Origin of the sequence: Nocardia sp. NPDC058480 (assembly GCF_042720495.1) — a bacterium.
Lineage (GTDB): Bacteria > Actinomycetota > Actinomycetes > Mycobacteriales > Mycobacteriaceae > Nocardia.
Map to the genome: position 1 here is coordinate 431,111 of NZ_JBHXMN010000005.1, position 25,715 is coordinate 456,825.

The 25,715-nt window shown below is 67.2% G+C and carries 24 protein-coding genes; 10 read left to right on the forward strand and 14 right to left on the reverse strand.

The window, feature by feature from the left end; translation table 11 throughout:
- Positions 1-47: 47 nt before the first annotated feature.
- The 4 genes from ACFWO8_RS16275 to ACFWO8_RS16290 are packed head-to-tail and all read right to left on the reverse strand — an operon-like array spanning position 48 to position 6,132.
- The gene (locus ACFWO8_RS16275; RefSeq protein ID WP_378950764.1) at positions 48-1,262 is read right to left on the reverse strand and encodes a cytochrome P450; all 1,215 of its coding nucleotides are present in this window, start codon (positions 1,260-1,262) and stop codon (positions 48-50) included.
- A 50-nt stretch (positions 1,263-1,312) separates the two neighbouring features.
- Entirely contained in the window at positions 1,313-2,512 is a 1,200-nt protein-coding gene (locus ACFWO8_RS16280) for a cytochrome P450 (protein WP_378950767.1), read from the reverse strand.
- Entirely contained in the window at positions 2,509-5,595 is a 3,087-nt protein-coding gene (locus ACFWO8_RS16285) for an amino acid adenylation domain-containing protein (protein WP_378950770.1), read from the reverse strand. Before ACFWO8_RS16285 ends, ACFWO8_RS16280 begins: the two co-directional genes overlap by 4 nt.
- 54 nt (positions 5,596-5,649) lie before the next feature.
- The gene (locus ACFWO8_RS16290) at positions 5,650-6,132 is read right to left on the reverse strand and encodes a pyridoxamine 5'-phosphate oxidase family protein (protein ID WP_378950773.1); all 483 of its coding nucleotides are present in this window, start codon (positions 6,130-6,132) and stop codon (positions 5,650-5,652) included.
- Positions 6,133-6,687: 555 nt separating this feature from the next.
- On the opposite strand from ACFWO8_RS16290, the gene ACFWO8_RS16295 reads away from it, so the two are divergent.
- Positions 6,688-6,945, forward strand: a complete 258-nt coding sequence (locus ACFWO8_RS16295; protein WP_378950776.1) for a hypothetical protein — start codon at positions 6,688-6,690, stop codon at positions 6,943-6,945.
- A 122-nt stretch (positions 6,946-7,067) separates the two neighbouring features.
- Here the strand turns inward: ACFWO8_RS16295 and ACFWO8_RS16300 are convergent, their stop codons facing one another.
- Together ACFWO8_RS16300 and ACFWO8_RS16305 are read right to left on the reverse strand one after the other, a co-directional pair.
- A complete protein-coding gene (locus ACFWO8_RS16300) occupies positions 7,068-7,952 on the reverse strand; it encodes a hypothetical protein (protein ID WP_378950779.1) in 885 nt (294 codons plus the stop codon).
- Positions 7,953-8,240: 288 nt separating this feature from the next.
- Positions 8,241-9,476: a cytochrome P450 gene (locus ACFWO8_RS16305; protein ID WP_378950782.1), complete on the reverse strand. Its 1,236-nt coding sequence runs from the start codon at positions 9,474-9,476 to the stop codon at positions 8,241-8,243.
- Between the two features lie 376 nt (positions 9,477-9,852).
- Here ACFWO8_RS16305 and ACFWO8_RS16310 point away from each other — a divergent pair, with 376 nt between their 5' ends.
- The 5 genes from ACFWO8_RS16310 to ACFWO8_RS16330 all read left to right on the forward strand — a co-directional run bounded on the left by ACFWO8_RS16310 (position 9,853) and on the right by ACFWO8_RS16330 (position 13,643).
- Positions 9,853-10,650 (forward strand): transposase, encoded by a 798-nt coding sequence (locus tag ACFWO8_RS16310; protein ID WP_378950785.1) that lies wholly within the window; start codon positions 9,853-9,855, stop codon positions 10,648-10,650.
- 2 nt (positions 10,651-10,652) lie between these two features.
- Complete coding sequence (locus tag ACFWO8_RS16315) at positions 10,653-10,850, forward strand: transposase (RefSeq protein WP_378950959.1); 198 nt, start codon at positions 10,653-10,655, stop codon at positions 10,848-10,850.
- A gap of 83 nt (positions 10,851-10,933) precedes the next feature.
- Complete coding sequence (locus ACFWO8_RS16320; protein ID WP_378950788.1) at positions 10,934-12,367, forward strand: RNA-guided endonuclease InsQ/TnpB family protein; 1,434 nt, start codon at positions 10,934-10,936, stop codon at positions 12,365-12,367.
- Positions 12,368-12,534: 167 nt separating this feature from the next.
- On the forward strand, positions 12,535-12,720 hold the full coding sequence (locus ACFWO8_RS16325; protein ID WP_378950962.1) for an ATP-binding protein: 186 nt from the start codon (positions 12,535-12,537) through the stop codon (positions 12,718-12,720).
- Positions 12,717-13,643, forward strand: a complete 927-nt coding sequence (locus ACFWO8_RS16330; RefSeq protein WP_378950791.1) for a TAXI family TRAP transporter solute-binding subunit — start codon at positions 12,717-12,719, stop codon at positions 13,641-13,643. Before ACFWO8_RS16325 ends, ACFWO8_RS16330 begins: the two co-directional genes overlap by 4 nt.
- Positions 13,644-13,700: 57 nt before the next feature.
- Here the strand turns inward: ACFWO8_RS16330 and ACFWO8_RS16335 are convergent, their stop codons facing one another.
- Entirely contained in the window at positions 13,701-14,315 is a 615-nt protein-coding gene (locus tag ACFWO8_RS16335) for a GNAT family N-acetyltransferase (RefSeq protein ID WP_378950794.1), read from the reverse strand.
- The gene (locus tag ACFWO8_RS16340; RefSeq protein WP_378950797.1) at positions 14,315-14,788 is read right to left on the reverse strand and encodes a MarR family winged helix-turn-helix transcriptional regulator; all 474 of its coding nucleotides are present in this window, start codon (positions 14,786-14,788) and stop codon (positions 14,315-14,317) included. Before ACFWO8_RS16340 ends, ACFWO8_RS16335 begins: the two co-directional genes overlap by 1 nt.
- Before the next feature lie 128 nt (positions 14,789-14,916).
- On the opposite strand from ACFWO8_RS16340, the gene ACFWO8_RS16345 reads away from it, so the two are divergent.
- The gene (locus ACFWO8_RS16345) at positions 14,917-15,753 is read left to right on the forward strand and encodes an SDR family oxidoreductase (protein ID WP_378950800.1); all 837 of its coding nucleotides are present in this window, start codon (positions 14,917-14,919) and stop codon (positions 15,751-15,753) included.
- 84 nt (positions 15,754-15,837) lie between these two features.
- Here the strand turns inward: ACFWO8_RS16345 and ACFWO8_RS16350 are convergent, their stop codons facing one another.
- From ACFWO8_RS16350 to ACFWO8_RS16360, 3 genes are all read right to left on the reverse strand, one after another.
- Positions 15,838-17,430: an MDR family MFS transporter gene (locus tag ACFWO8_RS16350; RefSeq protein WP_378950803.1), complete on the reverse strand. Its 1,593-nt coding sequence runs from the start codon at positions 17,428-17,430 to the stop codon at positions 15,838-15,840.
- The gene (locus ACFWO8_RS16355) at positions 17,427-18,068 is read right to left on the reverse strand and encodes a helix-turn-helix domain-containing protein (RefSeq protein ID WP_378950806.1); all 642 of its coding nucleotides are present in this window, start codon (positions 18,066-18,068) and stop codon (positions 17,427-17,429) included. The genes ACFWO8_RS16350 and ACFWO8_RS16355 overlap by 4 nt, the downstream gene beginning before the upstream one ends.
- A gap of 84 nt (positions 18,069-18,152) precedes the next feature.
- Positions 18,153-18,956 (reverse strand): helix-turn-helix domain-containing protein, encoded by an 804-nt coding sequence (locus ACFWO8_RS16360; protein WP_378950809.1) that lies wholly within the window; start codon positions 18,954-18,956, stop codon positions 18,153-18,155.
- A gap of 185 nt (positions 18,957-19,141) precedes the next feature.
- Here ACFWO8_RS16360 and ACFWO8_RS16365 point away from each other — a divergent pair, with 185 nt between their 5' ends.
- On the forward strand, positions 19,142-19,588 hold the full coding sequence (locus tag ACFWO8_RS16365; RefSeq protein WP_378950812.1) for an SRPBCC family protein: 447 nt from the start codon (positions 19,142-19,144) through the stop codon (positions 19,586-19,588).
- Positions 19,589-19,629: 41 nt separating this feature from the next.
- Here the strand turns inward: ACFWO8_RS16365 and ACFWO8_RS16370 are convergent, their stop codons facing one another.
- Both ACFWO8_RS16370 and ACFWO8_RS16375 read right to left on the reverse strand, forming a co-directional pair.
- Complete coding sequence (locus tag ACFWO8_RS16370) at positions 19,630-20,883, reverse strand: MFS transporter (protein ID WP_378950815.1); 1,254 nt, start codon at positions 20,881-20,883, stop codon at positions 19,630-19,632.
- Positions 20,884-21,026: 143 nt separating this feature from the next.
- A complete protein-coding gene (locus tag ACFWO8_RS16375; RefSeq protein ID WP_378950818.1) occupies positions 21,027-22,019 on the reverse strand; it encodes a helix-turn-helix transcriptional regulator in 993 nt (330 codons plus the stop codon).
- Between the two features lie 63 nt (positions 22,020-22,082).
- Here ACFWO8_RS16375 and ACFWO8_RS16380 point away from each other — a divergent pair, with 63 nt between their 5' ends.
- The gene (locus tag ACFWO8_RS16380) at positions 22,083-23,225 is read left to right on the forward strand and encodes an epoxide hydrolase family protein (RefSeq protein ID WP_378950821.1); all 1,143 of its coding nucleotides are present in this window, start codon (positions 22,083-22,085) and stop codon (positions 23,223-23,225) included.
- Positions 23,226-23,268: 43 nt separating this feature from the next.
- On the forward strand, positions 23,269-23,772 hold the full coding sequence (locus ACFWO8_RS16385) for an SRPBCC family protein (protein WP_378950824.1): 504 nt from the start codon (positions 23,269-23,271) through the stop codon (positions 23,770-23,772).
- A 691-nt stretch (positions 23,773-24,463) separates the two neighbouring features.
- Here ACFWO8_RS16385 and ACFWO8_RS16390 read toward each other — a convergent pair.
- Positions 24,464-25,711, reverse strand: a complete 1,248-nt coding sequence (locus ACFWO8_RS16390; protein WP_378950827.1) for an arginine deiminase — start codon at positions 25,709-25,711, stop codon at positions 24,464-24,466.
- Positions 25,712-25,715: the final 4 nt, after the last annotated feature.

Here is a 25,715-nt window from a genome sequence, read left to right on the forward strand (position 1 = left end):
TTCCTGGCGGCATAACCGACGCAGTGGCCGAAATTCGGCCGAAATCCTCACCAGCCAACCGGGATCGCGGCAGGCATGATCGCCATCCGGTTGGGATGCCATCCCACCTCCGCCACCGGCACCGTCAGCCGGATGCCGGGCAGGCGGTCGAGCAGGACCCGGAACGCCGTGCCGGACTGAGCGCGGACCAAATGCGCACCGGGACAGTGATGGCGGCCGTAACCGAACCGCAGATGCGGGTTGGGCGAGCGGGCCGCGTCGAAGACGCCGGGATCCACGAACGCGGCCGGGTCGACGTTGACCGCGTCCAGCGACAACAACACCAGGTCGCCCTCCTCGACGGACACCGAACCCAACTCCGCGTCCCGGGTGACGTAGCGCGGGATCGCATTGCCCAGCACGACGCTGTACCGCAGCAGTTCCTCCACGCATTGCGGCATCGTCTCCGGTCGGGCCCGTACCTCCCCGATCACCTCGGGCCGCTGCAGGAGGTTGAGCGCCCCTACCCCCAGAAAGCCCGCGAAATCCTCATAGCCGCTGACGAACAGGACCACGACGATGTTCGACAACTGGCGATCCGTCAGCCCGTGCCCTCTGGCGTTGAGATCGGCGAGGCGGTCCGCCAGGCCGCGCGGCTCGCCGGGGCGGCGGGCGGCCATGTGCGCCTGCATATAGGCGCGGATCTCCTCCCAGTTGCGGGCGAGCTCCTCCTGGGAATACGTCACCATCGTCAAGTCCACGTCGGCCCGTTCGGCGAGCCACTTGTGGTCCTCGAAGGGCACGCCGAGCAGCCGGCACATGCACTGCGCGGCGACCCACTCCGCGAAGTGGCGCTGCAGATCGCCCGGGTCGCCCTCCCTGACCATGGCGTCCAGGCCCGCACGGGTGACCTCGGCGACCCAGTCGGCGGGTAGATCGGGCTGGTTACGGCCGAGTGCCCGCAGCACCTCCTCGCGCAGCCCGGCCCGCTGGAGGTGGTCCATGACGTCGAGCAACTCGGGCGCCAAGACCGGGGTGTCTTGCGCCGGACTGTCGGCCTCGGCCAGCACGGAGCGGGCGAACGCCCGGTCGCGCAACACGTGCTTGGTCAGCTCGTAGCTGGTGACCAGCCATGCCTCGCCGCCGGAGTTGGTGCCGACCCGGGCTACGGGACATCGGCTCTGCAAGTCGGTGAGTTCCGGGGCGAGGCGGTCGCCCTTGGTACTGAACGGATAGCGGGATTCGACGCTTCCCGCAGGACGTCCTCGGTCGGATTCGGTCACGGTGGGCAGCCCTCTCTCTCCTGAAATCGTCGACGGTTCGGTTCGACCGGTCACCAGCGCACCGGCAGCCGTGCCGGGGCGCGCAGCGGAGTCGACTCGTCCCAGGGAATCGAATCGACCGGCACCGCGAGCTCGATGCCGGGCAGCCGCTCCACCAGCACCTGGATCGTGGTGGCGAGCTGAAGCCTCGTCAGGTGCCCGCCGGTGCACATGTGCGGGCCGTGCCCGAATGCGATGTGCGCGTTGGGCGATCGGGTCAGGTCGAGGCGGTCGGGGTCGGCGAACGCCCCGGGATCGCGGTTGGCCGACGCCGGCACGGGCACGACCGCGTCGCCCACGCGGATGTGCTGGTCGTGCAGCGTGAAGTCCTCCTTCGCGACGAGGATGTTGATCGCGTTCATCAGCGGCACGTACCGCAGCAATTCCTCCACCGCCGTGCCGATTCCGGCCGGTTCCTCGCGCAATCGCCGCAGCTCGCCGGGATGGGTGAGCAAGGCGAGCAGGGCGTTGCCGGTGTGCTGCATAGTGGTCTTGAAGCCGGCCATGATCATCGTGACGACGAAGCTGACGACGTCGTCGCGGGTCAAATCGCTACCCGGACAACGACTCTGAGCGAGGAGCAGCTCGACGAAGCCCGCCTGCTCCTTACGGGAGACGAGCGCGGACGCGTAGTCCTGCAGCGCGTTCAGTGCCGCGAGCACCTCCGCCTTCGACAGCCCCGACGCGCCGAGAAGGGTGAGGGTGTGCGGCAGGTAGATGTCGCGGTCCTCGTGCGGCAGTCCGGTGGTCTCGCACAACACCCGCAGCGGGAGCGGCTCGACGTAGAAGGCGACGAGATCCGCCGTCCCGTCCGCGGCCCCAGCCACCATCGTGTCGATCAACTCCTCCGCCATGGCCCGGATCCGCGGTCCCATGAACTCGAGCCGCCGTCGGCCGAACAGTGGCAGAACGGCTCGCCGTACCCGTTCGTGGTGCTCCCCGGTCATCTCCAGAAAGGTCGGCAGGCACGGCGGCGGCTCGTCGTCGTCATCGCTGCGCGGCCAGGCGGACAGCAGCGGCCGCTCCAATCGCGGATCGGCGAACGCGGCCCGCACATCCGCGTACCGGCTGATCAGCCAGCCCGTCTCGCCGTTGGGCAATCGCGTTCGGACGACGGGCTTTTCGTCGCGCAGCCGGGCGTAGGCGCACGGCGGACCAGCGGTTCCCGGTTCGACGGCAGGGACTCCGAGGACGGCATCGACGTCGCTCACCACCTGGTCACCGAAGGCACGGCGGCGGGGCGGGCGAGGTAACCGGAGGTGAAGAGGTACTCCAGGTAGCGGTCGAGCAGGGCCGAGTCGACCGGCGGACAGTGCAGTCCGCTGCCCGACAGCGCCGCCTCGGTGTTGACCCGCCCCAGCCTCGGGAACGTGTCCTCGAGGTACATCTCCTTGACCGACATATCCGCCGTGCGGCTCCGGTCGACGCACAAGGACACGAACGGGGCTGTCGCGCTGGTCGGATGCTCGCCGACATAGCGAACCAGCTCGCCGACCCACTGCGCGTAGGGCAGCGTCCGCAGCACGAAGCCGGCCGCGCGCATCCGGTCGAGGACGTCGGAGAGCATTGCCCGGCGCGGGTTGGTGAGGTGATGGACGCGGCCCTCGGCCGGCCGGTGGGTGGCGATGTGGACGATGGACTCGGCGAGGTGGTCCACTGGCACGAAGTCCATGGGCAGCTCGATGTCCGGGGCGAGCCCGGTCTCGGCGATCGTCTTGAACAGCGAGCAGATGGCCGTCTCGGTGTTGCACACGCCGTGTGTCCGGTCGCCCGTCACCTCGTACGGCCGGTACACCGCCACCGGCAGGCCCTGCTCCGCCGCCTGCCGCAGCACGCCCTCGGCGACCCACTTGCTCTCCGCGTAACCGAGGGTGAGTCCGTCCGCGTGGGCCAACGGCAGATCCTCGGCCACTTCGCGGACCCCCGCCGCGCCGAACCCGGCGACGACGGCGACCGTCGAGATGAAGTGCACCGGCACTCGACGTGGCGCCGCGATCCGGACGACCTCCCGGGTGCCGTCCACATTCGCTGCGCGCAACTGCTCGTAGGGATAGAGGAAGTTGACGTGGGCGCCGTTGTGCACCACCAGGTCCAGGGTGCGGGCCAGCTCATCCGCGTGCGCCTGCGACAGGCCGAGCCGGGGCTCGGTCAGGTCACCGGGGAAGCATTCCACCCGGCGCCACGCGGCCGCGTCCGGACGCAGCCCGTAACGGGCGAGCGCCGTGCGCACCCGCTGCTCGGCGCGCACCCGGCCGACCGCCCGCACCGGGCAGTGGACCCGCGCCGACGTCGAGCGCAGCAGCCGGTCGAGGAGGAAGGCGCCGACGAACCCTGAAGCGCCCGTGAGCAACACCTCCCGCGGGGCATGTGGGCTCGGATCCGGGCCATGGGCCGACGGTAGGTCGAAGCCGAGCTCGGTCTCCTTCACGAAGTCGACGACTCCCTCGGCTGTCGCCATGGTGCCGTCGCGCGCTTGATCGACGGCAGCCGCGTAGCCCTCCAGTGTGCGTGCGGTCAGCAGCGCCCTGATCAGGCCGGAGCCCCGGGCGGCGTCGAGGTTCAGGACTGCGAGGGTGCGGGTAACGGCCTCGGAGGCGAGCAGGGAGTCACCGCCGAGGAGGAAGAAGTCGTCTCGCGGCGTGGGGCGGACGCGCAGCACCTGGTGCCAGACCTGGGTGAGCACACCGAGCATGCCATCGACCACGGCCTGCTCCGCTGTCTCCACCCCGGACGCGGCGGCCCGCAGCCGGGCACGGTCCACCTTGCCACCGCTGGTCACCGGGAAATGGTCAAGGGGTACCAGCACCGGCACGGCCTGCGGCGGCAGCCACTGCGCGCAGTACGCGCGCAGCTCCGGCAGCGGCAGTGAGCAGCCCGGCCGAGCGGCGGTGACGTACGCGGTCAGCGCCCCGTCCGCGACCTCGACTACGGCCTCACCGACCGCCGGGTGAGCCCGCAATCGGGCCTCCACCTCGTCGAGTTCGACGCGCGCGCCGCGCAACTTCACCTGACGATCGAGCCGCCCACGAAACTCCAGCAGACCGTCAGCCCACACCGCCCGATCGCCGGTCCGATACAGCAGCCCGGCCGGTTCCACCGCGGGCAGTCGCACGAACCGTTCGGCGGTCAGCTGCGGGTCGCCGAGGTAGCCGAGGGCCAACCCGTCCCCGCCGACGTAGAGCTCACCCTCTTCGCCGGGCCCGGCGACCGACCCATCGGCCCGCACGACGTGACAGGTGGAGGCGCCGAAAGGACGCCCGAGGGGAACGTGCGTCGCGTCCGCCGGCAGCGGGTGCAACACGTGGGCGGTGGAGACCACCGAATTCTCGGTCGGACCGTAGAAGTTGACCACGGTGGTGCCGGGGCAGGCCGCGAGGACGGCATTCGCCAGCGGCGGATCCATCGCCTCCCCGCCCGCCGAGACGAAACGCAGCCCGGCCAGCGCCTCGGGGCGGGTGCGGGCGACGAGATGGAAGACGCTCGTCGTCAGGTACGCGAACGTCACATCCCGCGCGCGAAGTAGCTCCGCCAGGGCGATGGGCGAGAGCAGTTCCTCCCGGTCCGCGATGACCAGGCACGCGCCGGTGAGCAACGCGGTCCAGATCTCGATCGTCGAGGCATCGGAGGACAGTCCGTAGGCGTGCAGGACCCGGTCGCCCGGCCCGGGCGACGGCAGTCGATGGTCGGACAGTACGAGCCGGACCACGCCCCGGTGTGGAACGGCCACCGGCTTGGGGCGACCGGTTGTGCCGGAGGTGAAAACGACGTAGGCGGGGTCAGTGGCGCAGGCAACGCGGACTTGCCTGCGCTGCGGTGCGTGGATCTCCCCGCCCGTCGTGTGGTCGTCGAGCTCGATGCGCACGCGCAGCCCGCGCATGCGATGCGCGCTGCCGGGGAGGACGACGGCGGCCCGCAGTCCCGCGTCCTCGGCCATGGCCCGCAATCGGGCCGGTGGGAGGTCCTCGTCGAGCGGTACGTACACGCAGCCGGCCACGAGGATGCCGAGCAGCGCGACCAGTGCTTCCAGCGAGCGGCTCCCGCATACGCCGACCAGATCGCCCGGCTCGACGCCCTGGGCGAGCAGCCGTGCCGCCACATCCTCGGCCCGGGCGGCCAGCTGCCCATAGGTCAGGGCGCGCTCGCCGTGCCGGGCAGCGGGCTCGTCCGGGCGCGCGGCGGCTTGCGCCTGGAACAGCTCCGGTATGCATGCGTCGCGCGGATAGGCGGGCAACGGTATGTCGGCTGAGGTCGGGGATGCGGTACGCGGGCATGACGAACCATTGATGTAGGTCACCAAGTCCTTCTCCGTTCGTACGGCTTCGGTTGCTCGGTGCGTGCGGTGTGCTGTTCAGCCGGTGCGGCCGTCGCGGCCCGGTTCGGCGCCGACTTCCGCGAATTCGGCGGCGAAGGAGGCGAAGTCGGCGGTGCGCCAGCGCTGTGGGCGCATCCGGAAGGCGATGTCTTGCTCGAGCTGGTCCGCGGTCGCCGCCAGATAGGCACGGGCTTCCTCGGGGGCCAGATAGCGCTGGGCCAGCGTCTCGCGCACGGCCGGGTCGATCGGATCCTCGACGGACGTCACGGGTCCCTCGACACTGACGTACCGGTACGGCGGCTGCTCGTCCTGCACGCACAGGCTGAACCGACCGGCGGCACACAGCAATTGGGCTTTGATCGTCTCGCGGCCCATCTCGACCACGATCTCACCTCTCGGCTCGTAGCCGTACCAGATCGGTACTACCAGGGGAGCACGGGCGCCACCTCTGGGGTCGGCGACTCCGAGAACGCCGACGCGGGGGGCAGCGAGGAATCGTTCGCGCTCGTCGTGGGTCATGGCAGGCAGCATTTGTCGGGGGCTCCTGTGGTGTCGTTTTCCGGGCATCATCTGGGTACAAGCACCGAGAACGCCGAATACCTGAATCCGCAAACAAATGAACGGCGCACACCGGGTGCACTCACACCGATATAGATCCCACGACCGGTGGCGGCGCCAACGGTCATCAATTCATCAACGACTCATCGAACCGGTCAGGATGGTGACATTACTGGAAACCGGTTCCATCATGCCATACAAACGAATCACCATTTGCTTGCAAAGCGGCGGCGCGCCCGAACGCCTGCTCGTCCAACCAAACCTCCCCGGCGCCGCGATCAGTCATCGCCTCGGCTTCACCGAGCTAGCCAACATATCGTCCGTCGAAGCAACTCTGACGTAAACACGAGCATCGTTCGACGGAACGTCACTGTGCCGTCGCCGACGGTGACAAATCCTTGCGTTGATCTGGCGATTTCGGTGGTGCGATGCGGGTCATCGACGATCGCGAATGCGAATTGTAGTCGAACTTCGGCGGCGATTACTTTGTGCTTGTTCGCCCCCGAGGAGGCTCCATTGTTCATTCCCCAGTCCCAGCGATCCCGGCGCCCCGGCCTGATTCGCGTGCTTGTTGCCGGACTCGCAGCCGCGTTGTCGATCAGCATGTCAGGCCAGGCCGCCGCGCAGACACCGGCCCAGTTCGTCGCCGAGAACGAATCCAGCCACAGCAAGCAGATGGAATGGTGGTATGTCACCGGGCATTTGAAGGGCCGGATTCGAGCGGGAATGTCCGGGAGTACGGCAGCCAGAGCGGCACGTTGTGGAGATAATTGACGTCATAGCCGAGGGCATGGGGTCGGCGGTGGGGTGAACTCGCCGACAATCGCGTCCCGGAGCCGTCGGAGCGGCGTAGACCGTCTGTGTGCCGGCGTTCCGTGTCTCGGCCTGCTGATTGGTCATTGCTTCTCCTGCTCCTGGTGGGAAAATTTCTCGTAGTACGTCGTGTGTCCGTCGGGGTCGATGAGAATGTGGAGCACCTCGCGTACCACCGCGAGGTTGGGGCTGGTTCGCTGCAGGCCTCGAACGCCATCTCCTCGATCGTCGCTGAAGCCCAACACGTTCGCCCGGGCGGGATCGTCGGTGGCGGTGTAGCCACCGGTGCCGTCGGAGATCGAGTAATGCATCCGCATCGAGGTGTACACGTACTCTCGCCCGTCGGGAAGCCTCAGCATGTTCGGGGTCAGAGTGATCCCGGGCTTGCCGTTTCGCTTGCCGGGAAAGGAGACCAGGTGTCCTGTCCGGAGCTGTGCCAGTGTCTCTCGCACGAGGACCGGTTTCGCTGCGATGTCGATTTTGGACGCCGCCTGTGCCAGCTCGCCGCGCCAGGGAGCGGTGAGTCTGCCGGATCCGTGCTGGGGATGCGGAGAGGTAAAGAGCGTGCGGTGTAGGTCGAGCACGCCGCCGGAGAACGGCATGGCCTGTCGCGCCGTGCCGAAGCGCGACTCGATGACGCCCTGCTCGTACACGTCGACCGACCAGCCCGCATGCCGGCACGCCGACAGCAGGTCGAGGAACTCCCAGAAGCCCCAGAACAGCAGCCCTCCGGCGGAGAAGAGCGGGACGTAGATCCACCAGGGAGGCGGGCCACTGCCCGGTTCGGCGACACGGAAGACATACAGCACAACGACGCCCGCCATCACGAGTGATAGTGCGACGAGGAGTGCCCAGCGCACGGTCCGCTTCCGCACCGCGCTGACGGAGTTTTCGGCGTGCAGGATCAACTGCCCATACATGGCGGAGTAGTCGTCTCGCCGGTTCTGCTGTGCTGCATCGCTGCTCATGATCTCGCCCGTCCCTTCGAGTATCGCTCGTTTGTCGTCAAGTTCGAGGTAGGCGTGAAGACGGTGTGGTTCGCGGCCTCCTCGACCGGTTCCTCGTGCTAATCGGCCAGGCGCTCTCGAACACGACCGCCTGACTGGAATGGGCTGACCGCGCAGTATTCCTGGAAACCGCCGATGCCATGATGGGCATGCTGGCCGACCAGATCGGCGCGCTGGCCGGACGTGGCGGACAAGACTTCGGCAGGTCGAACTGACCAGCCCGTTTCAGCGAGGAAAGATCACGAACCTCTATTGGGCCTGGTCCGCGTGCAGGAGCACCGGAACGGTGGCGTGCCCATTGGAGATGAAACTGGGAACCGGCGCCAGCGCGGCCGGGCTCGCGGCCAGGCGCATCTGCGGGAATCGGTCGAACAGAGCGGGCAACGCGACGGCGGCCTCCAGCCTGGCCAGCGGTGCTCCGAGGCAATGGTGTGCCCCGTGGCCGAAGGCGAGGTGCTGCTCGCGGGTGGCACGGGTGGGGTCGAACTCGGCGGTTGTGGCGCCGTGCACCTTCGGGTCACGACTGGCGCCCGCGTAGGAGGCCAAGATGGCCTCGCCCTTACTGATCCGGTACCCGCCCGCTATGTCGATGTCCTCGACGGCATACCGCAGGGGCAGGTGCGCCACCGGCGCCTGGAAGCGCAGTGACTCTTCCACCACGTCCGACCACGACACCCGGCCCGCAGCCACTGCGGACCGCTGCTGGGGATGGGTGAGCATGGCGACAATCGCCTGGTCGAGCAGATTGACCGTCGTCTCGTGGCCGGCGTTGATGACCAGCATCAACGTGTCGACGAGCTCCTTCTCGCTCAGCTGGGTATCGTCGGCCTCGTCGCGCGTGGCGATCAGCACGCTGGTGACGTCATCACCCGGGTGCTTCCGACGGTAGGCGACGAGTTCGCTGACCAATCGGTACATTTCGAGGTAATTGGCCTGTGCCTGCTCGGCAGTGAACGAGCCGTCGAAAAAGCCGTCGACGCATTTGTGCATAGCCGGCCCCAGCTCATCGGGCACACCAACCAGCTCGGTGATGACCCGGATCGGGACCGGGTAGGCGAAGCGCTCGCGCAGATCGACCGGCTCGCCGACAGGTACGGCAGCCAGCTCATCGAGCAGGCCCTCGGTGATCTCAGCAATCCGCGGACGCAGCGCGGTAGTGCGGCGATGAGTGAAGGCCGGGGAGACCAGCCTGCGCAGCCTGCGGTGATCGGAACCGTAGGCGGTGAACATGCTGTCGACGGCCACCCAAGGCAGCAATGGCCACGCCTCGGTGATCTCGCCGTTCATGAACGACGCCCAGTGCTGCCTGGGGTCCTTCGACACCCGAGGATCGGCGAGCAGGCTCCGGAGCACAGCCTGATCGGTGACCGACCAGGCGGGCACGGCGCCCGGCAGCTCGACCAGCGCCACCGGGCCCCGCTGCTGAATGCGGGCCGACTCACCTTGGATGTCGGCCCCGGTCGAATCCAGCACGATCGGTTCCATGACAATCTCCTCCATACCAAGGGCCACAGCGCCGTAATCGACGGTGCTGCAGCCAGTTTCGCCACATTAGTAGGCAACTTACCCCGCGGTAGGGCCGCCTAGGGGACGAACAGGGGCGCGCACGGCGCGGATCCGCGGGAAATTGTCCGGATCATCGAGGATTCGCAGTGCGGTTCGATACCCGAGTACCAGGTTGGCCGAACGTCAACGGGGCTGCCGCATGTCGAAACCACTTCGGGGGCGACAGCGGTAAGCAAGCGGAAAATCGGCTCCTCAGCTGACCCGCGTCGGCAGCACGGTCCTGGACCGCGACGCGCGGCCGACCACTTCATCGCGCTGACCTTCGGAGTCGCGATCAGCCGATTCGGGTCCGCCAATGCCGTGCAGGACCCTCGAATCCGGCCACTCATCGTCGAAGGCGTGCGTGCGTTTCTCCGGGCATACCGGACGGGGTGATCCCGCCGGACTCGGGCAATCGACGAAGTTATCCTCGGTAGAGGCGATCGCAACAGCGCACCGTCAGGAGTCCGTCACCGAATCGAGCCGACATGGCCGACATGGCCGACATGGCCGACATCCTGGCAAGGGCGGACGAGGCGATCGAGGCGGTCGAGGCGGTCGAGGCGGTCGAGGCGGTCGAGGCGGTCGAGGCGGTCGAGGCGGTCGAGGCGGTCGACCTGAATTACATTGCCGCCGTGCTGTTCTGGATGCGATCTTCTATGTTGTGCGCGGCGGCATCACATGGAAACCGATGCCGTCAGAGTTCCCCCCAGCCAAGACCGTCTACGACATTTACCAGCGATGGGTCGCCACAGGCGCATCGCAGCGCATCCATGACGCACTGCGCGACCGGTCGCGGGCGCGAGGCGGACGCAAGCCGACTCCGACAGCGGCGATCATCGACTCCCAATCAGTCCAGGGCTCCGACACTGTGCCGCGCGGTAGCCGGGCTATGACGGCGGCAAGAAGACCAACGGACGCAAACGTCACATCGCCGTGGACACCAACGGCCTGCTGCTGCCGTAGTCGTCACCGTCGCCTCGATCCAGGACCGCGACGGCGTGATCCGGATGCTGGTCGCGATGCGGGCGAAGTTCTCCACGATCACCCTCGTCGGCCGACGGTGGTTACACCGGGCGACTGGCGGATTGGTCGAAAACCATCCTGGCACTGACGATCCACATCGCCAAACGCACCGACGATCTTGCCGGATTCAAGGTATTGCCCTGTCGTTGGGTGGTCGAGCGCACATTCGGCTGGATCACCAACCACCGCCGCTGCATCCGTGACTACGAGACCCGACCCGATCATCATGAAGCGATCGTCTATATCGCCATGATCGCCGTCATGTCACGCCGCCTCGCCCGTACCTGACCGAGTTCTCAGATGCGCTCTGAGGCGACTGCGCCAGGCAGCTCGTCTATCTGTGTCGGTGGCTTGTGTCACACTCGTCGATGATGAGCCGCCACACGACTTTTCGGTACTGCCTCGACCCCACGGTCGAGCAGTCCGTCACGCTCGCCCGGCATGCCGGAGCGGCCCGGTTCGCGTTCAACCAAAGCCTCGACTTCGTGAGAACCGCTCTCGCCCAACGTAGAACCCGCCCAGAATGTCCGGTCCCGTGGACCCGGTTCGATCTGATCAACACGTTCAACACCTGGAAGAAGACCGAAGCCGCAGGAAGGGTCATCGCTGTCGGCGCGGACGGGGTCGCCGAGATCCAGGTGACCGGGCTGGCGTGGCGCGCCGAGGTATGTCAGCAAGTCTTCGAGGAAGCCGCCGTCGACTGCGGTCGCGCGCTGGCCGCGTTCTCGGACTCCAGAACCGGCAAACGCGCAGGCAAGAGGGTTGGGTTCCCTCGTTTCAAGAAGAGGGATAAAACCGTCCCGGCGTTTCGGATCCGCAACAAACACACCAAAGTAGGGCGGGCAGCGATCCGGATCGGTGACCAGGCAAGAGCCCGGTCGGTGGCGTTGCCCGGGATCGGTGCAGTCCGGGTGCGCGAGGACACCCGCCGGTTGCGGCGGATGCTCACCAAAGGCCGGGCGAAGATCCTCCACGCCACCGTCTCCTATCGGGCGCAACGCTGGTGGATCAACCTGACCACCGAAGCATCCGAGCTACACACAGCCCACCATCACCGGCCCCGCGAACACAGCGATGACGGTGGCTGGGTCGGGATCGACCGCGGGCTGAACGCGTTTGTTGTCGCCGCGAATGCCGACGGTAGCGAGGTTGCCCGTATCGACACCGCTCCCAAACCACTGGCCGCCGGACTGGATCGGCAACGACACCTGGCGAAGTCGATAGCTCGGAAACAGAAGGGATCCCACAACCATCGGAAGGCGGTCGCCCGGTTGGGCCGCCACCATCACAGGGTCGCCAATATTCGTCGTCATTTCGCTCATCAGGTCGCCAACCGGCTGGTCAAGACCCACGACCGGCTCATTGTCGAAGACTTGAACGTGGCGGGGATGCTCGGCAACCGTTGCTTGGCGCGCGCGATCAGCGATGTCGGATGGGCCGACTTCGCCCGGCTGTTGGTCTACAAACAGACGTGGCGTGGTGGCACGGTCACCGTCGCGGATCGTTGGTATCCGTCGAGTAAACGGTGCTCGGCCTGCGGCACACTCAACCTGACGCTGTCATTGGGGGATCGAGTGTTCGTCTGCGGGTGTGGGTTTCGTGCTGACCGTGACCATAACGCGGCGATCAATCTCGCGCTGTGGCCGACGGTGCGAAAGGACTTTTCACGATCCCCGGACCCCCGAGCAGGAGGCCGGGTTACCAATGTCCGCCGACGGGAAGGCGCTGACCGACACCTTATGGGTGTCGGTGAAACCGTCCCGGTTGACGCGGGAACCGAGGTTCACGCCACTTGCGTGGCGTGAACCGACGACGCCCGAGAAGGGCGGTGTCTGAAAACCATCTAGATTTCCAGACACGCTGTAAGGGAAGGTCAGGAACCGGGGGACCCAGCGCGCACACGGTCGTCGGTGTGACGATCGAGCCGGAATGGGTGACGGTCCGGGGTCGCCGATAACGGGACCGGTGTTCCATCGGACGAACTCGACAAACTCACCGCCGGTTCTTCCGCGGGACAACCGCGTCCTCCGGCGGAACGGGCCTGGGACTGTCGATCGCGCAGGCGCTGGCCAAGGCGCGGGGCGGGACTCTGACGGTCGAGGCGGTGCGGCCGCACGGCCTCGCCGTGGCGGTCCGTGTGCCGGTGGTGGCGCGATGAAGGGCGGTTCGCCGATGTCACGTCGCCGGATGCTGGCCCTGGCCGCGCTCGCATCGGCGGGCATGTTCGGTTGCAGCACAAGCGATTCGGTGACGGTGCGCCTGGCCTCGGGCGAGGACGGCGGCTTCTACTACGCCTTCGCTCGACTCCTGGCCACCGCGGCCGCGAACGAAACCGGCACCCTGCGCATCGAACCGGTGGAAACCGCTGGATCGCAACAGAATCTGCGGATGGTCGCCGACGGCGATGTCGGCATGGCACTCGCGCTGGCGGATTCGGCGAGCGACTTCGGGGGTCGAGTGGTTGCGCTCGGCCGCGTGTACGAGAACTACCTGCAGCTGGCGGTCCGCGCCGAGAGCCCGATCGACGAGGTCGCCGACTTGCGTGGCCGCCGAGTCAATCTCGGTGCCGCGGGCTCGGGCGCCGCGGTCACCGGTCGGCGGCTGCTGGCGACGGCCGGTCTCGATCCCGCCGCCGATGTAGTGGTCGAGCATCGCCCCCTCAGGGACGCCGCACAGGCACTGACGGACGGCACCATCGACGCGTTGCTGTGGGCTGGTGGCGTGCCGACCGCCGCCCTCACCGTGCCCGACCCGATGCGGCTGATCGACCTCGGCGCCCTCGCCACACCGATGCGAGAACAGTACGGGCCCGTCTACGACCGAGTCGCCATTCCCGCCGACGCCTATCCTGCGGGCCCGGCGATCCACACCATCGGCGTCGCCAACCTGCTACTGGCCGCGGCGACCCTGCCCGACGAGACCGCGGCCGCCATCGTCGACCTGCTGGTCCGGCACGCCGACAGCCTCGTCCCCACCGAGGCCGCAGGCACCCAGTTCCTCGACGGCCGATTCCTGATCGGCACCGGAACCGTCCCGCTGCACCCGGGCGCCGTCGAGGTCTACCGTCGCTGGCACGGTTGAACCGAGCCTTCGTGGCGGTCAGAGCACCGGCGATCTGCGCGACGCCCAGCAACGGCACTATGCGGTCGGGCAGGCCGCGTGGGCCACCGGCCGCCGACGGCGCTCATGGGCCCGCTCCGTTCGGCGGCTACGCCGAGGACGCTCGAGGCGGAAGAACCGACTCCGGCGAACGCTGCCGTCACGACGGACGACATCGTCGTGGCGCACACCGAGATCGAGGGCGCCCAGCTTGCGGATCGCGGCGGCCGAACGGGCGTTGCGTTCATCGGTCCGCAGCGAAATCCACTGCGCCCCGAGCTCGAACACCTCCCGGACCAGTATGGACTTCACCCGCGCGTTGATGCCGGTGCCCCAGACCGACGGAGCGAACAGGGTCGCACCGATCTCGACCCCGTCGGGCGTGGCCGACTCGAAGAAGATCGAGGTCGTTCCAACGATCGTGGATTCTCGAAACACTGTGAAGGCCAGACGTTGCGCGGCACCGAGTCCTGGCGCCATGGTGGCATCGAGTTCACTGGCATCGCGCGGGATCAGCCGCGGGATGTGCTCCCACACCCGCGCGTCGCCGATCGCGGCGAATAGTCCTGTTGCGTCGGCGGATTCGTAGCTGCGCAAAGACACCTCGCCGTCGACGAGTCGCTCGGCGGGAATGGCTAGTGGCCAGCTCACCATCAGCGTTGCCGGACAGCATCGTAGGCCAGTGGCAACGCTTCGCCGGAATTGAGCGCCAGCAGCGCTTGATGCAGGTTTGTGCGCTCATCCGGGTCGAGGCCGTCGAGTAGGTCGTCGTTCAGCGTGCGGACCAGCTCGTCGGCCTGCTCGACTGTGCGCATCCCCTGCTCGGTGATCTCGACGAGAAACCGCCGACGGTCGCGGTGATCGCGAATCCTGGCGGCAAGACCCGCTGCCTCCAGGTGGTCGATCGCGGCAACCATCGTGGTCGAGTCGATCCGCAACCGCGTTCCGAGTTCGAGCTGAGAACTGGCCTTGTCGCCTGCCAGCACCTTCAAGATCATGAAGTGCCTCGTCCGCAGACCCAGGGTGGCGAGGCGATCCTCGCTCACGCGGAATGTCACCTGCCCGAGCTTTATCAGCAGGCAGGTGATGTGGTCGGCGACCATATCCGGGATCAACGGTTCGGTCACTGGTGGAAACCTCGATTTCTGGACTGGACAGCAGACCGATAGTAGTCGGGACCACACCCTCCATCGACAACCGCAGTCACCGATCATCACGACAAGAAATAGTTCGTACTACTGATAGTCTGCCCGACATGGAGTCAGAATTCATCCAGAAGATCGACCTGACCGACAAGGTCGTCGTCGTCGCGGGCGGTACCAGCGGCATCAATCTCGGTGTGGCCGAGGACTTCGCGCGGGCAGGTGCTCGGGTCGCGGTTCTCAGTCGCTCCGCCGACAAGGTTGACGCGGCCGTCGAACGGCTACGCGCGCTCGGTGCCCAAGCGCTCGGCGGTAGCGCCGACGTGCGCGACTACAGCGCGACCGAGGCGGTCCTGGAATCGGTGCATCAGGAGTTCGGCGACTTCGATGTGATGATCTCCGGTGCGGCGGGCAACTTCCCCGCCGCCGCGCTCGGCATGTCCGCCAACGGGTTCAAATCGGTGGTCGACATCGATCTGCTCGGCACGTTCAACGTCCTGCGCGCGAGTTACCAGTTCCTCCGCAAGCCGGGCGCCTCGGTCATCAATATCTCGGCGCCGCAGTCGGAGTTGCCGACCATCACCCAGGCGCACGTGTGTGCCGCCAAGGCAGGCGTCGACATGCTCACCAAGGTCCTGGCGATGGAATGGGGTCCGCAGGGGGTTCGCGTCAATGGCGTGATTCCGGGCCCGATCGATGGCACCGAGGGAATGGCCCGGCTGGCGCCGACCGAGCAGGATCGCGCCCTGGTCACCGGCAGCGTGCCGCTGCGCCGCTACGGCACTCCCCGTGACGTCGCCAATGTCTGCCGATTCCTCGCGTCTCCGCTCGCGGACTTCGTCTCCGGAGTTGTACTGCCGGCGGATGGTGGGTGGGTGCTCGGTGGCGCATCGCACGCGATGGGTGTCATCGGGCAGCCGCTGCTCGATGCCGCACATCAGGATTCCTGACCATACGATCGCTAGGGCCAGTAGCCCTGGTAGGGGTCTCGGCGGCGTACCACCGGAAGGTGGCTCGCCGCCGAGACCGCCCGCTCAGGCCTCCTTGACCAGTTCCGGCGTCTCCTCGGCCATCACCGCTTCACCGCGCGCGACCATGCCCGCTTCGTCGGAGAGCTTCAGGTGCGGGATGAACAACGCGAGCCCGAACGCCAGCACCGCACCGGGAATCAGGTACCAGAATCCGGGGACCAGCGCGTCGACGTAGGCGCCGACGATCGCGTCGTGCAGCTTGTCCGGCAGGTTCTTGACCACCGAGGGGATCAGCGCGCTCGGGTCGATTTTCGCCGCCATCGCTTCCTGCCAGTTGGCCTGGAACGCGCCGGTGAGATTCTCGGTCAGCCTGCTGGTGAAGATGGAACCGAAGATCGCGATGCCCAGCGCGCCACCCATTTCACGGAAGTAGTTGTTCGCGCTGGTCGCCGTGCCGATCTGGTCGGGCGCCACCGCGTTCTGCACCACGAGCACGATGATCTGCATGATCAGGCCGAGGCCCGCGCCCATGACGAACAGCATGGCCGAGACCAGCCACATCGAGGTGTTGGCGTCCAGGCGGGTCAGCCACAGCATGTCGATCCCGATGAGCGCGGCGCCGATCGGCGGATACACCCGGTAGCGACCGGTTTTGGTGACCATGTTCATCGAGGTGATCAGCGTGAGCATCATGCCGACCATCATCGGGATCAGCAGCAGGCCCGACACCGAGGCCGAGGTTCCGCTGGCCATCTGCAGATAGGTCGGAATGAAGCCGATCGCCGCGAACATCACCAGGCCGACGAGGAATCCGATCAGCGAGGTGAGCACGAAGGTGCGATTGCGGAACAGCCACAGCGGCAGCATCGGTTCCGCGGCCCGCGACTCGACGAACACGAAGGCCGCGACGACCACGACGAACGCGGCGATCATCGACACCATCACCGTCGAGCCCCACTCGTACTGCTTGCCGCCCCAGTCGGTGATCAGGATCAGCAACGTGGTCGCGCTCGACATCAGCACGATGCCGAGGTAGTCGGGCCGGAACTTGGGCCGGTGGCTGGGGATGTCCAGGTAGCGGAAGGCGATGAACAGCGCGGCGATACCGATCGGCACATTGATCCAGAAGCACCAGCGCCAGTCGAGATGGTCGGCGAACAGACCGCCGAGCAGCGGTCCGGCGACCGAGGTGATACCGAAGACGGCACCCATCGGCGCCATGTACTTGCCGCGGTCCTTGGCGGGCACCACGTCGGCGATGATGGCCTGCGCCAGGATCATCAGACCACCGCCACCCACACCCTGCAGGCCGCGGAAGGCGATGAACTCCCAGAACCCGGTCGACGCGGCGGCGCCGATCGATGCGGCGGTGAACACGGTGATCGCGAACAGGAACAGCCAGCGCCTGCCGAACATGTCGCCGAGTTTTCCGTAGATCGGCATCACGATGGTGGTGGCGAGCAGATACGAGGTGGCGGTCCAGGCCATGTGCGAGACCCCGCCGAGTTCGCCGACGATGGTCGGCATCGCGGTGCCGACGATCATCTGATCGAGGCTGGCCAGGAACATGCCCGCGATCAGCGCGGAGAAGATCAGCCAGATCCGCTTCTGCGTCAGGACGATCGGGGTGGGCGGCGAGTCAGCCGTCGTGGTCATCGGAGCGTCTCCCTTGTATCGTCGTCCAGCTGATCGAACAGCCGGGCGGCCATGGCGCAGTGCTCGTGCAGCGCTGCTGCCAGCGACCCGTTCGGGTCGGCGGCCAGCGACATTGCTGCCCGCGTCGTGATGGTCGTCATGATTCCCGCGGTGAGCGAGGCGAATTCGGGGGTGACATCGGCACCGAGCCGGGCCGAGAGGAGCTCGGCGGTGGCGGCCTCCATCCGAACACCGGAGGCGATGAACGCGGCAAGCACCCTCGGCTCGGCCATGATGATCTTGGTGACCAGCGCGATACCCTCGCGCACTTCGCTTTCCGGCTGGTAGCCGGCGGCGTGCAGCCAGGTGAGGTCCTCGATGAGTACACCGGTCGGACCGCCTGCGACGAACTGCTGTCTGGCCTCGGGCGTGCCGATCTCACCGATCGGACCGACTATCGCGTCGAGTTTGGTGTCGTAGTAGTTGAAGAAGGTGCGCGACGAGACGCCGACCGCTTTGGCGATGTCGTCGACATTCGTCGCGTCGAGCCCCCGCTCGACCGCCAGCCGCCGTGCGGCGAGGCAGAGATCGAGCAGGGTCCGTTGCTTTTTCTGTTCGCGCAGACCGAGCGTGGCCTGCTTGACCGGTTCCTGTGTCACACCCGATAAATTAGCACAAACTGCAATATTTCAGAACCTGCAAATAGTCGGTGGGTGCCGTTCCTGGCCGCCGAGCGCGACGGGTCAGCTCGCACGCAGGACGGGGGCGTCGTCCGTTCGCTGGGTGAGTAGTCGGCGCAGCGCGACAGGAGTGTGGCCGAGGTGCTCGCGCACGGTCCGGGTCAGGTGGGGCTGGTCGGCGAAACCGAGGTCGGCGGCGAGATCGGCGAGGCCGGTTTCGCCGTCGGTGAGCCGATCGATGGCGTAGCCGACGCGTACCCGGTTGCGGTAGTGGGTCAGCGAGACGCCCATGTGTTGCGAGAACACCCGGCTCAGCCGGTACGGCGAGACCCTCAGCAGTCCGGCCAGCGACCGCAACCCGGCGGCTTCCGTCGCACCGGCGAGGATCGCTTGGCGCGCCGCGGTGACCATCGCCTGGTCGGCCGGACGGGGACGCGGGGTCGAGCGGCCGGTGGCCACAGCGACGAGCCGGAGCAGTTCCTCGGTCAGCGCGTAGTCGATATCGCCGACGGCGGCGGCACCGAGCAGCCGGTGGTGGGCCAGCTCGACGCGCGCGTCGATGTATACCGATCGCGCGGCCGCCGGCCCTTCCCAGAACTCGGGCCCGATGCTCACCGAGGTGCACACGTCGCCACCGGCGGGATGCGCGAACCGTTCTTCCTCCCCGGGTGCGCCCAGGTAGCCGAGGGTGGGGTCCAAGTCGGCGTCGACGCCGTCGGCTCGACGCCGGAACCTGCCGCGCCGCACGAGAACAAGGCGGTGATCACCGCACGCCTCCGGCGCCGACCATCGGGTGTGGTCGGCGTGGCAGGTCACGGTGGTCACGGTGAAGTCCGGCCGGGCGGCAAGGGGAACGGCGCACAGCATGGGCTGACCGTACGCCGGGGCTATGACACCTCGACCCCGCAAGGATCTTCAAGACCGGGGGCTGGTCCGGACTGAATGCTGAGTGGGCAGCAACGCACACCGGACATCGACCGCCCCGCAGAACTCACGGTCCTCGCCGAGGACCCACCTGTTCTGTATCACCGCAGCCTGACCAGGAGTACACCATGGCATCTGTTCACAAAGAATTTCTCGTCGACGCCACACCGGACCAGGTCTGGGATGTCTTGCGCGACTTCGGCGCTGTGCACGAGCGCCTCGCTCCCGGCTTCGTCACCGATACCCGACTCGACGCCGACACCCGCACAGTCACCTTCGCCGACGGCACCATCGTCGCCGAGCGGCTCGTCGACCTCGACCCCGTGAGCAGGCGGGTCGCCTACACGGTGGTCGGGGGAAGTCTGCATCCCTCCCATCACCATGCGTGGATGCAGGCCCTCCCGGAGGCCGAGGACAAGACACGGTTCATCTGGCACACCGACGTTCTTCCCGAACCGCTCGCCGCGTCGATCGCCGAGTCCGTCGAACACGGAGCCACGGTCATCCGCGCGGCGCTGGAAGCGGCGGCAACGCGGTCGCCTCGGGTGGGCGAACCCGTGCACGAGATCGCTTGACCCGAAGGGCGGCGCGGAACAATCGCGCCGCCCTTCGCCGACTACCGCTCGACGCGGGCAGCGGCAACGGTCGCGCAACCATCATGTTCGCCGACCGAACCGGAGTCGATGCGTGCCCGGTCGGCCAGGGCGACCACGCCCGCCGCAGCCGTGGCCGCCGCGGCGGCAGCGGCCAGACCCGACCAGCCGAACCAGCCGACCGCGGCGGCCCCGAACGCCGTGCCGAGACTGCCCCCGACGAAATAGACCGACATATACGCGCTGTTGAAGCGGGCCGGTGCCGAGGAATCGATGGCCAGTACCGTGCTCTGATTGGCGACTTGCGCCGCGAACAGGCCGGCATCGAAGAGACCGAGACACATCAGCGTCACCACGGTGTTCGAGAGCGCGACCGCCAGAACAACTGCCGAGGCGAAGGCGAGCGCGAGCCCGACCAGGATCACCTTCCTCGGACCGACTCGATCGGTCCAGCTGCCGGCGATCCGCGTCGCGACGACACCGGCCAGCCCGGCTCCGGCGTAGAGACCGATCCGTTCGGGCGAATACGAGTACGGAGGCTGCGACAACGCCACCGCGAGACCCGCCCAGACCGCACAGAACGCGAAGAACCACAGCGCACCCCGCGCCGCCGCCCAACGCAGGGCCGCGAAGCGCGCGAAGAGCCCGGGTATCCCCCGCACCGTATCCAGATATCCGGCACGCGTGCGACCGCGGACCGCAGGCAGGACGGAAAACGCGATCGCCGCCACCGCGACACAGGGCACCGCGAACACCACAAGCGTCGGGCGCCAGCCGATCACCTCGGTGAGCCAACCGCCCACGATGCGACCCGCGAGGATTCCGGTCGAGATACCCGCGGTGACGATCCCCAACACGGTGGCCTGGCGGCGCGGCCCCGCGAAACGCCCTGCCACCGAACTCAATTGAGCGCCGACGGCCGATCCCGCCCCGACCACGCCGACGGCGGCTCCCAGCACCCACACCGAACCCGCCATCGCCCCGGCCGCCGAAGCGACCGCCAGTGCCGCGAAGTGCGCCGCCACCACAGTCCGCGGCGCGAACCGGTCCACCAGCGGCACCAGCAACACCAGCCCCACCAGATAGCCGATCGGCCCGAATGCCAACGCGGTGCCGACCACCGCCGCGGAGGTGTCCAGCGATCCGGCGACCTCGGCGACGGCCGGATGCAGCAGGTAGACACTGGCGGTCGCGAGCGCGGCCGCCAGCGCCATGAACCACACGATCGGCGCCCGCAACACCGCGCTCGAAATCTCCGGAACCCGTTTGTTTTCCATGGCACCGACGTTAAGAATCCCGCGACCACGGATCCGGCGGAAAACAGACGACACCGTCTCCCCCGTCGGCCCGGAGCACTCAGAGTTCGACATCGAGACAGTCCAGCTCAGGAAACTGGCCCCGGCGGCGCCGGTCGGTCAGGTCAGCCCGGTGCGCGGTGAGCCGCATCAGGCGCGTCATCGCCGGGCGCGATGGCCGCGCCGACTCGGTCCGCCAGCGCGCGGAGGTGGTCGATGAGTTCGGGTGGCTCGTTTACCCGGAAACCGAAGCCGAAAAGCCCCGTGTAGACGGCTATTTCGTCGAGCGAGTTCGATCCGGTGTGCAGCAGACAATGTCCTTCGTCGATCGCTTCGATGACCCCGACAGTCGGCGGGATGCGATCGGCCGCCACGGCCGCCGATACCTCGAGTGTGATGCGGGCCTGATAGCGGTAGGCGGCGGTGCTGACACCGCGGGACACCCAGCCGGCCAGGTCGACCTCGGGCGCCTCGCGCGGGGTGAAGCGTGGCCCGTTGGGGATGCGCGGCTGGAGGCGGTCCACGCGGTAGGTGCGCCAATCCTGCTTCTCTATGTCCCAGCCGACCAGATACCAGCGCCGCCCTGTGTGCACGAGTCGATGAGGCTGCGCTGCTCGCCGGATCTCGGTGCCGTCGTGGGTGCGGTAGTCGAAACGGAGCTGTTCGTGGTCACGGATCGCGGCGGCGATCGCGGTCAGCACGTCCGGGTCCACCGTCGCGGCTCCGGCGGGCATGGTGACGGTCGCGGCCTGCAAGGCCGAGACGCGATGTCGCAGTCGGGACGGCAGGATCTGCTCCAGTTTCGCCAGCGCCCGCAGCGAACTCTCCTCGATCCCGGTGACCGATCCGCCCGCGGCCGTGCGCAGCCCGAGCACGACGGCGACCGCCTCGTCATCGCTCAACAACAGCGGTGGCAGCTTGGCGCCCGCGCCCAGCCGGTATCCGGCCGTGCCGGCGATCGCGTGCACCGGGTAGCCGAGAGTGCGCAGCTTGTCGATGTCGCGGCGGACCGTGCGAGCGTCGACCGCGAGGCGCTCGGCCAGGTCGGGGCCGGTCCACACCCGGGGTGTCTGCAGCAGTGACAGGAGTTCGAGGAGGCGAGCCGAAGTTTCCAACACACTTCGCATTCTCCACTACAGCTAGGGCAGGAACTGTCCTAGCCGCCTCATAGTGTGGTTCTCATGAGCGAAGCAATCACTCCCTTCCGCATCGACGTCCCGCAGTCCCAGCTCGACGACCTGCATCGGCGCCTGGACGCCACCCGCTGGACCGACGGCGTCGCCGGAGTCGGCTGGGCGCAAGGTATCCCGCTCGACTACACCCAGGAGTTGGTGCGGTACTGGCGCACCGGCTACGACTGGCGGGCGCAGGAGGCGCGACTGAATGCGTTCCCGCAGTTCCGCACCGAGATCGACGGCCACGATGTGCATTTCATCCACGTCCGGTCGGCCGAACCCGGTGCCATGCCGCTGATCCTCACCCACGGGTGGCCCGGATCGATCGTGGAGTTCCTCGAGGTGATCGGACCGCTGACAGATCCGGTCGCGCACGGCGGCCGGGCCGAGGACGCGTTCGACGTCGTCGTGCCGACGATTCCCGGATTCGGGTTCTCCGGCCCCGCGGTCGGCTGGTCGACGAGCCGGGCCGCGCGGGCCTGGGCCGAACTGATGCACCGGCTCGGCTATGAGCGCTACGTCGCACACGGCGAAGACACCGGCGCGGCCATCTCGCGAGAACTGGCGGTGATCGACCCCGACCATGTCGTGGCGTTGCACCTGACGATGATCGCCTCCGCCACCGTCACTGCCGAAACGGCCGACCTCGACAATCCCGCCGAGAAGCGGGCACTGCAGCTGGCACAACGGGCCCAGTACGAACTCGGCGCGTACGCGCTGTTGCAAGCCACCCGCCCGCAGACGCTGTCGTACGCGCTCGCCGATTCCCCGGTGGGCCAATTGGCGTGGATCATCGAACGTTTCAAGGACTGGACCGACTCGACCGACGTGCCGGAGGACGCCGTCGACCGTGACGCGATGCTGACCAACGTCATGGTCTACTGGCTCAACGCCACCGCCGGTTCGTCGGCCCGCTACTACTACGAGGGCGCCGCCACCTGGGGCCGACCCGAACCGGAGACCGATGTGCCGGTCGCGGTAGCGGTCATGCCACAGGATCTCGGCATTCCTGTCCGCCGGATCGCCGAACGCAACCACAACATCGTGCGCTGGACCGAGTTCGATCGAGGCGGCCACTTCGCGGCCATGGAAGAACCCGACCTCATCGTCGACGACTTGCGTGCCACGTTCCGCGACTACCGGCGATAGGCCGACGCGCCGTGGCGGGGTGATCGTCTTATAGGTTCTGTCCATGAGTCGCACCACGGCCGTCTTCGACAGCATCCACATCGCTGCCGACCCGGTGTCTGTTTATCAGCAGGTCAGCGATCCGACCCTGATGGGTCGGTGGAGTCCGGAGAACCGCGGCGCGAAGGTCACCCAGCCGCGCGAGTCCACTTACGTGGGAATGGAATTCGAAGGGTTCAACAAGCGGGGCTTCGCTCGCTGGGTGACCCGCTGCGTGGTGATCGCGGCCGAGCCGGGGACGCGGTTCGCGTTCCGCGTCGAGGCGATCGGCGTGCGCCGACCATGGATCCGCGCCGGTATCGCGACCTGGGAGTACCGATTCGAGCCGGACAACGGTGGCACCCTGGTCACCGAGACCTGGCACGATGATCGCAAGTCCTGGCCGAACGCGGTGGTTCAGGTCTTCGACCGGATCGCTACCGGCGGCGACACCTTCGTGGAATTCCAGCGCAAGAACATCCACCGCACCCTGCGCAACCTCAAGCGCCGGCTCGAGTCCACGGACTGAACGCGTTTCAGTCCTTGGCCGGCGAGGGATCCGGTATCTCGCCTGGCCGGTAGTTCGGCAGCCGACCTGCCGGGACGATCGCGGTAGCGCTGATACCGGCCAGGATGAGCAGCCCGAGTTTGAGCGTGCGCAGGCGGGCGTCTTCGTTGACTTCGGAGGTTCTTGGGCGCCGAGGTCACCAGAACGTTGAATACGAGGGTGACGAGTGCTCCCTGGCCGATGCCGAACACGATAAGTCCGGCGATCGTCGGCAAGGTCTCCCAGTTGTTGTTCACCACGTAGGCCAGCCAGATCAGGGCACCGGTGGTCAGCGTGAAGGAGAAAATGCCTATGATTCGGGCGCTGTCGTGCGTGTAGAACCGGATCCCGCGGCAGTCCGGCCAGGAGCCAGCGGGTAGTTCCGTAAGATGTCCTGGCGTTCGGGCTCGCTGCGATCGTCTTCGCAGGGCAGGCGGTATTCGAGATCGACTGCGGACGCGATCGACAGCTGGCCGTGGATCAGTTTGTCCGGTCTTTGCGGATTGATGGTGCTGTCCTGTACGACGATAGGGCGCCTATCCGTTTGTGGCCCAATGCGGGGTGGGTTCCCTGGTGACGGATCGCAGTGTGCACTTGCGGTCCAACCCAGAACAGATCGGCTTGTAGCGGCGGAGTGCGTGGAAATGCCAGCCGGGTCGTCGGAGTCGATGCCTCAGAACTCGACTGGGTCGCGGATGATCGGGCAGGTCATGCAGTGCCCACCGCCGCGGCCGCGGCCGAGTTCGGAGCCGACGATGGTGATGACTTCGATGCCTTGTTTACGGAGCTCGGTATTGGTGTGGGTATTGCGGTCGTAGGCGAACACGACGCCGGGTTCGACGGCGACCAGGTTGTTTCCGCTGTCCCATTGCTGGCGTTCGTTGGCGTAGTAGCCGCCGCCGGTCTCCACTACGCGCAGGGCATCGATACCGAGCGCCTTGGCGACAACGGTCAGGAACGTATCGGATTCGTCGACGACCTCGACCGGTTCCTTGTCTCCGGGACGCAGTGAGAAGGCGTGGATGCCGTAGACGATGTCCGGGAAGACGGTCACCAGGTCTCGGTCGGCGAAGGTGAAGACGGTGTCCAGGTGCATCGCCGTCCGGAGTTTCGGCATGCCGGCGGCGATGACGTGTTCGGCCGCGCCCTGATCGAACAAGGCCTTGGCGACCTGACTGATGGCCTGCCGGGACGTGCGCTCGCTCATTCCGACGAGGACGACGCCGTTGCCGACCGGCATGACGTCGCCGCCTTCGAATGTGGCCAGGCCCCAATCCCGTTCGGGATCACCCCACCAGATCTGGGATCCGGTGAAATCAGAATGGAAGGTGTAGATCGCCTTCATCAGCAGGGTTTCGTCGTGACGCGCGGGCCAGAACAGCGGGTTCAGCGTCACCCCTCCGTAAATCCAGCAGGTGGTGTCGCGGGTGTAGAGGGTGTTGGGCAACGGCGGCAGCAAGTACTCGCGTACTCCGGCCTGCCCGTCGGCCATGGCGCGATAACCGCGGCCACAGTCGGGTACGTCTGCGACGGCGAGTCCGCCGATAAGATGTATGGCCAGCGTGCGTTCGTCGAGCGATTCGAGGTATCCGCGGGTGTGCTCGATGAGTCCGAGGCCGACCTGGTTTCCGATCACGGTGCGGTCCAGGATCCAGTCTCTGGCCCCGGGGACTGCGAGGGTTTCGGCCAGCAGGTTGTGCAGCTCGACGACATCGACTCCGCGGTCGCGCAGCTTGGTCATGAAGTCGAAGTGGTCACGTTTGGCGTTCTGCACCCACAGCACGTCGTCGAAGAGCAGGTCGTCGCAGTTGGTGGGGGTGAGACGTTCATGGGCCAGCCCCGGCGCGCAGACGAGAACCTTGCGCAGCGTTCCGACCTCGGAGTGCACCCCGTAGGCGGCGGAAGGTTGCGTTCCGGTCATGTTT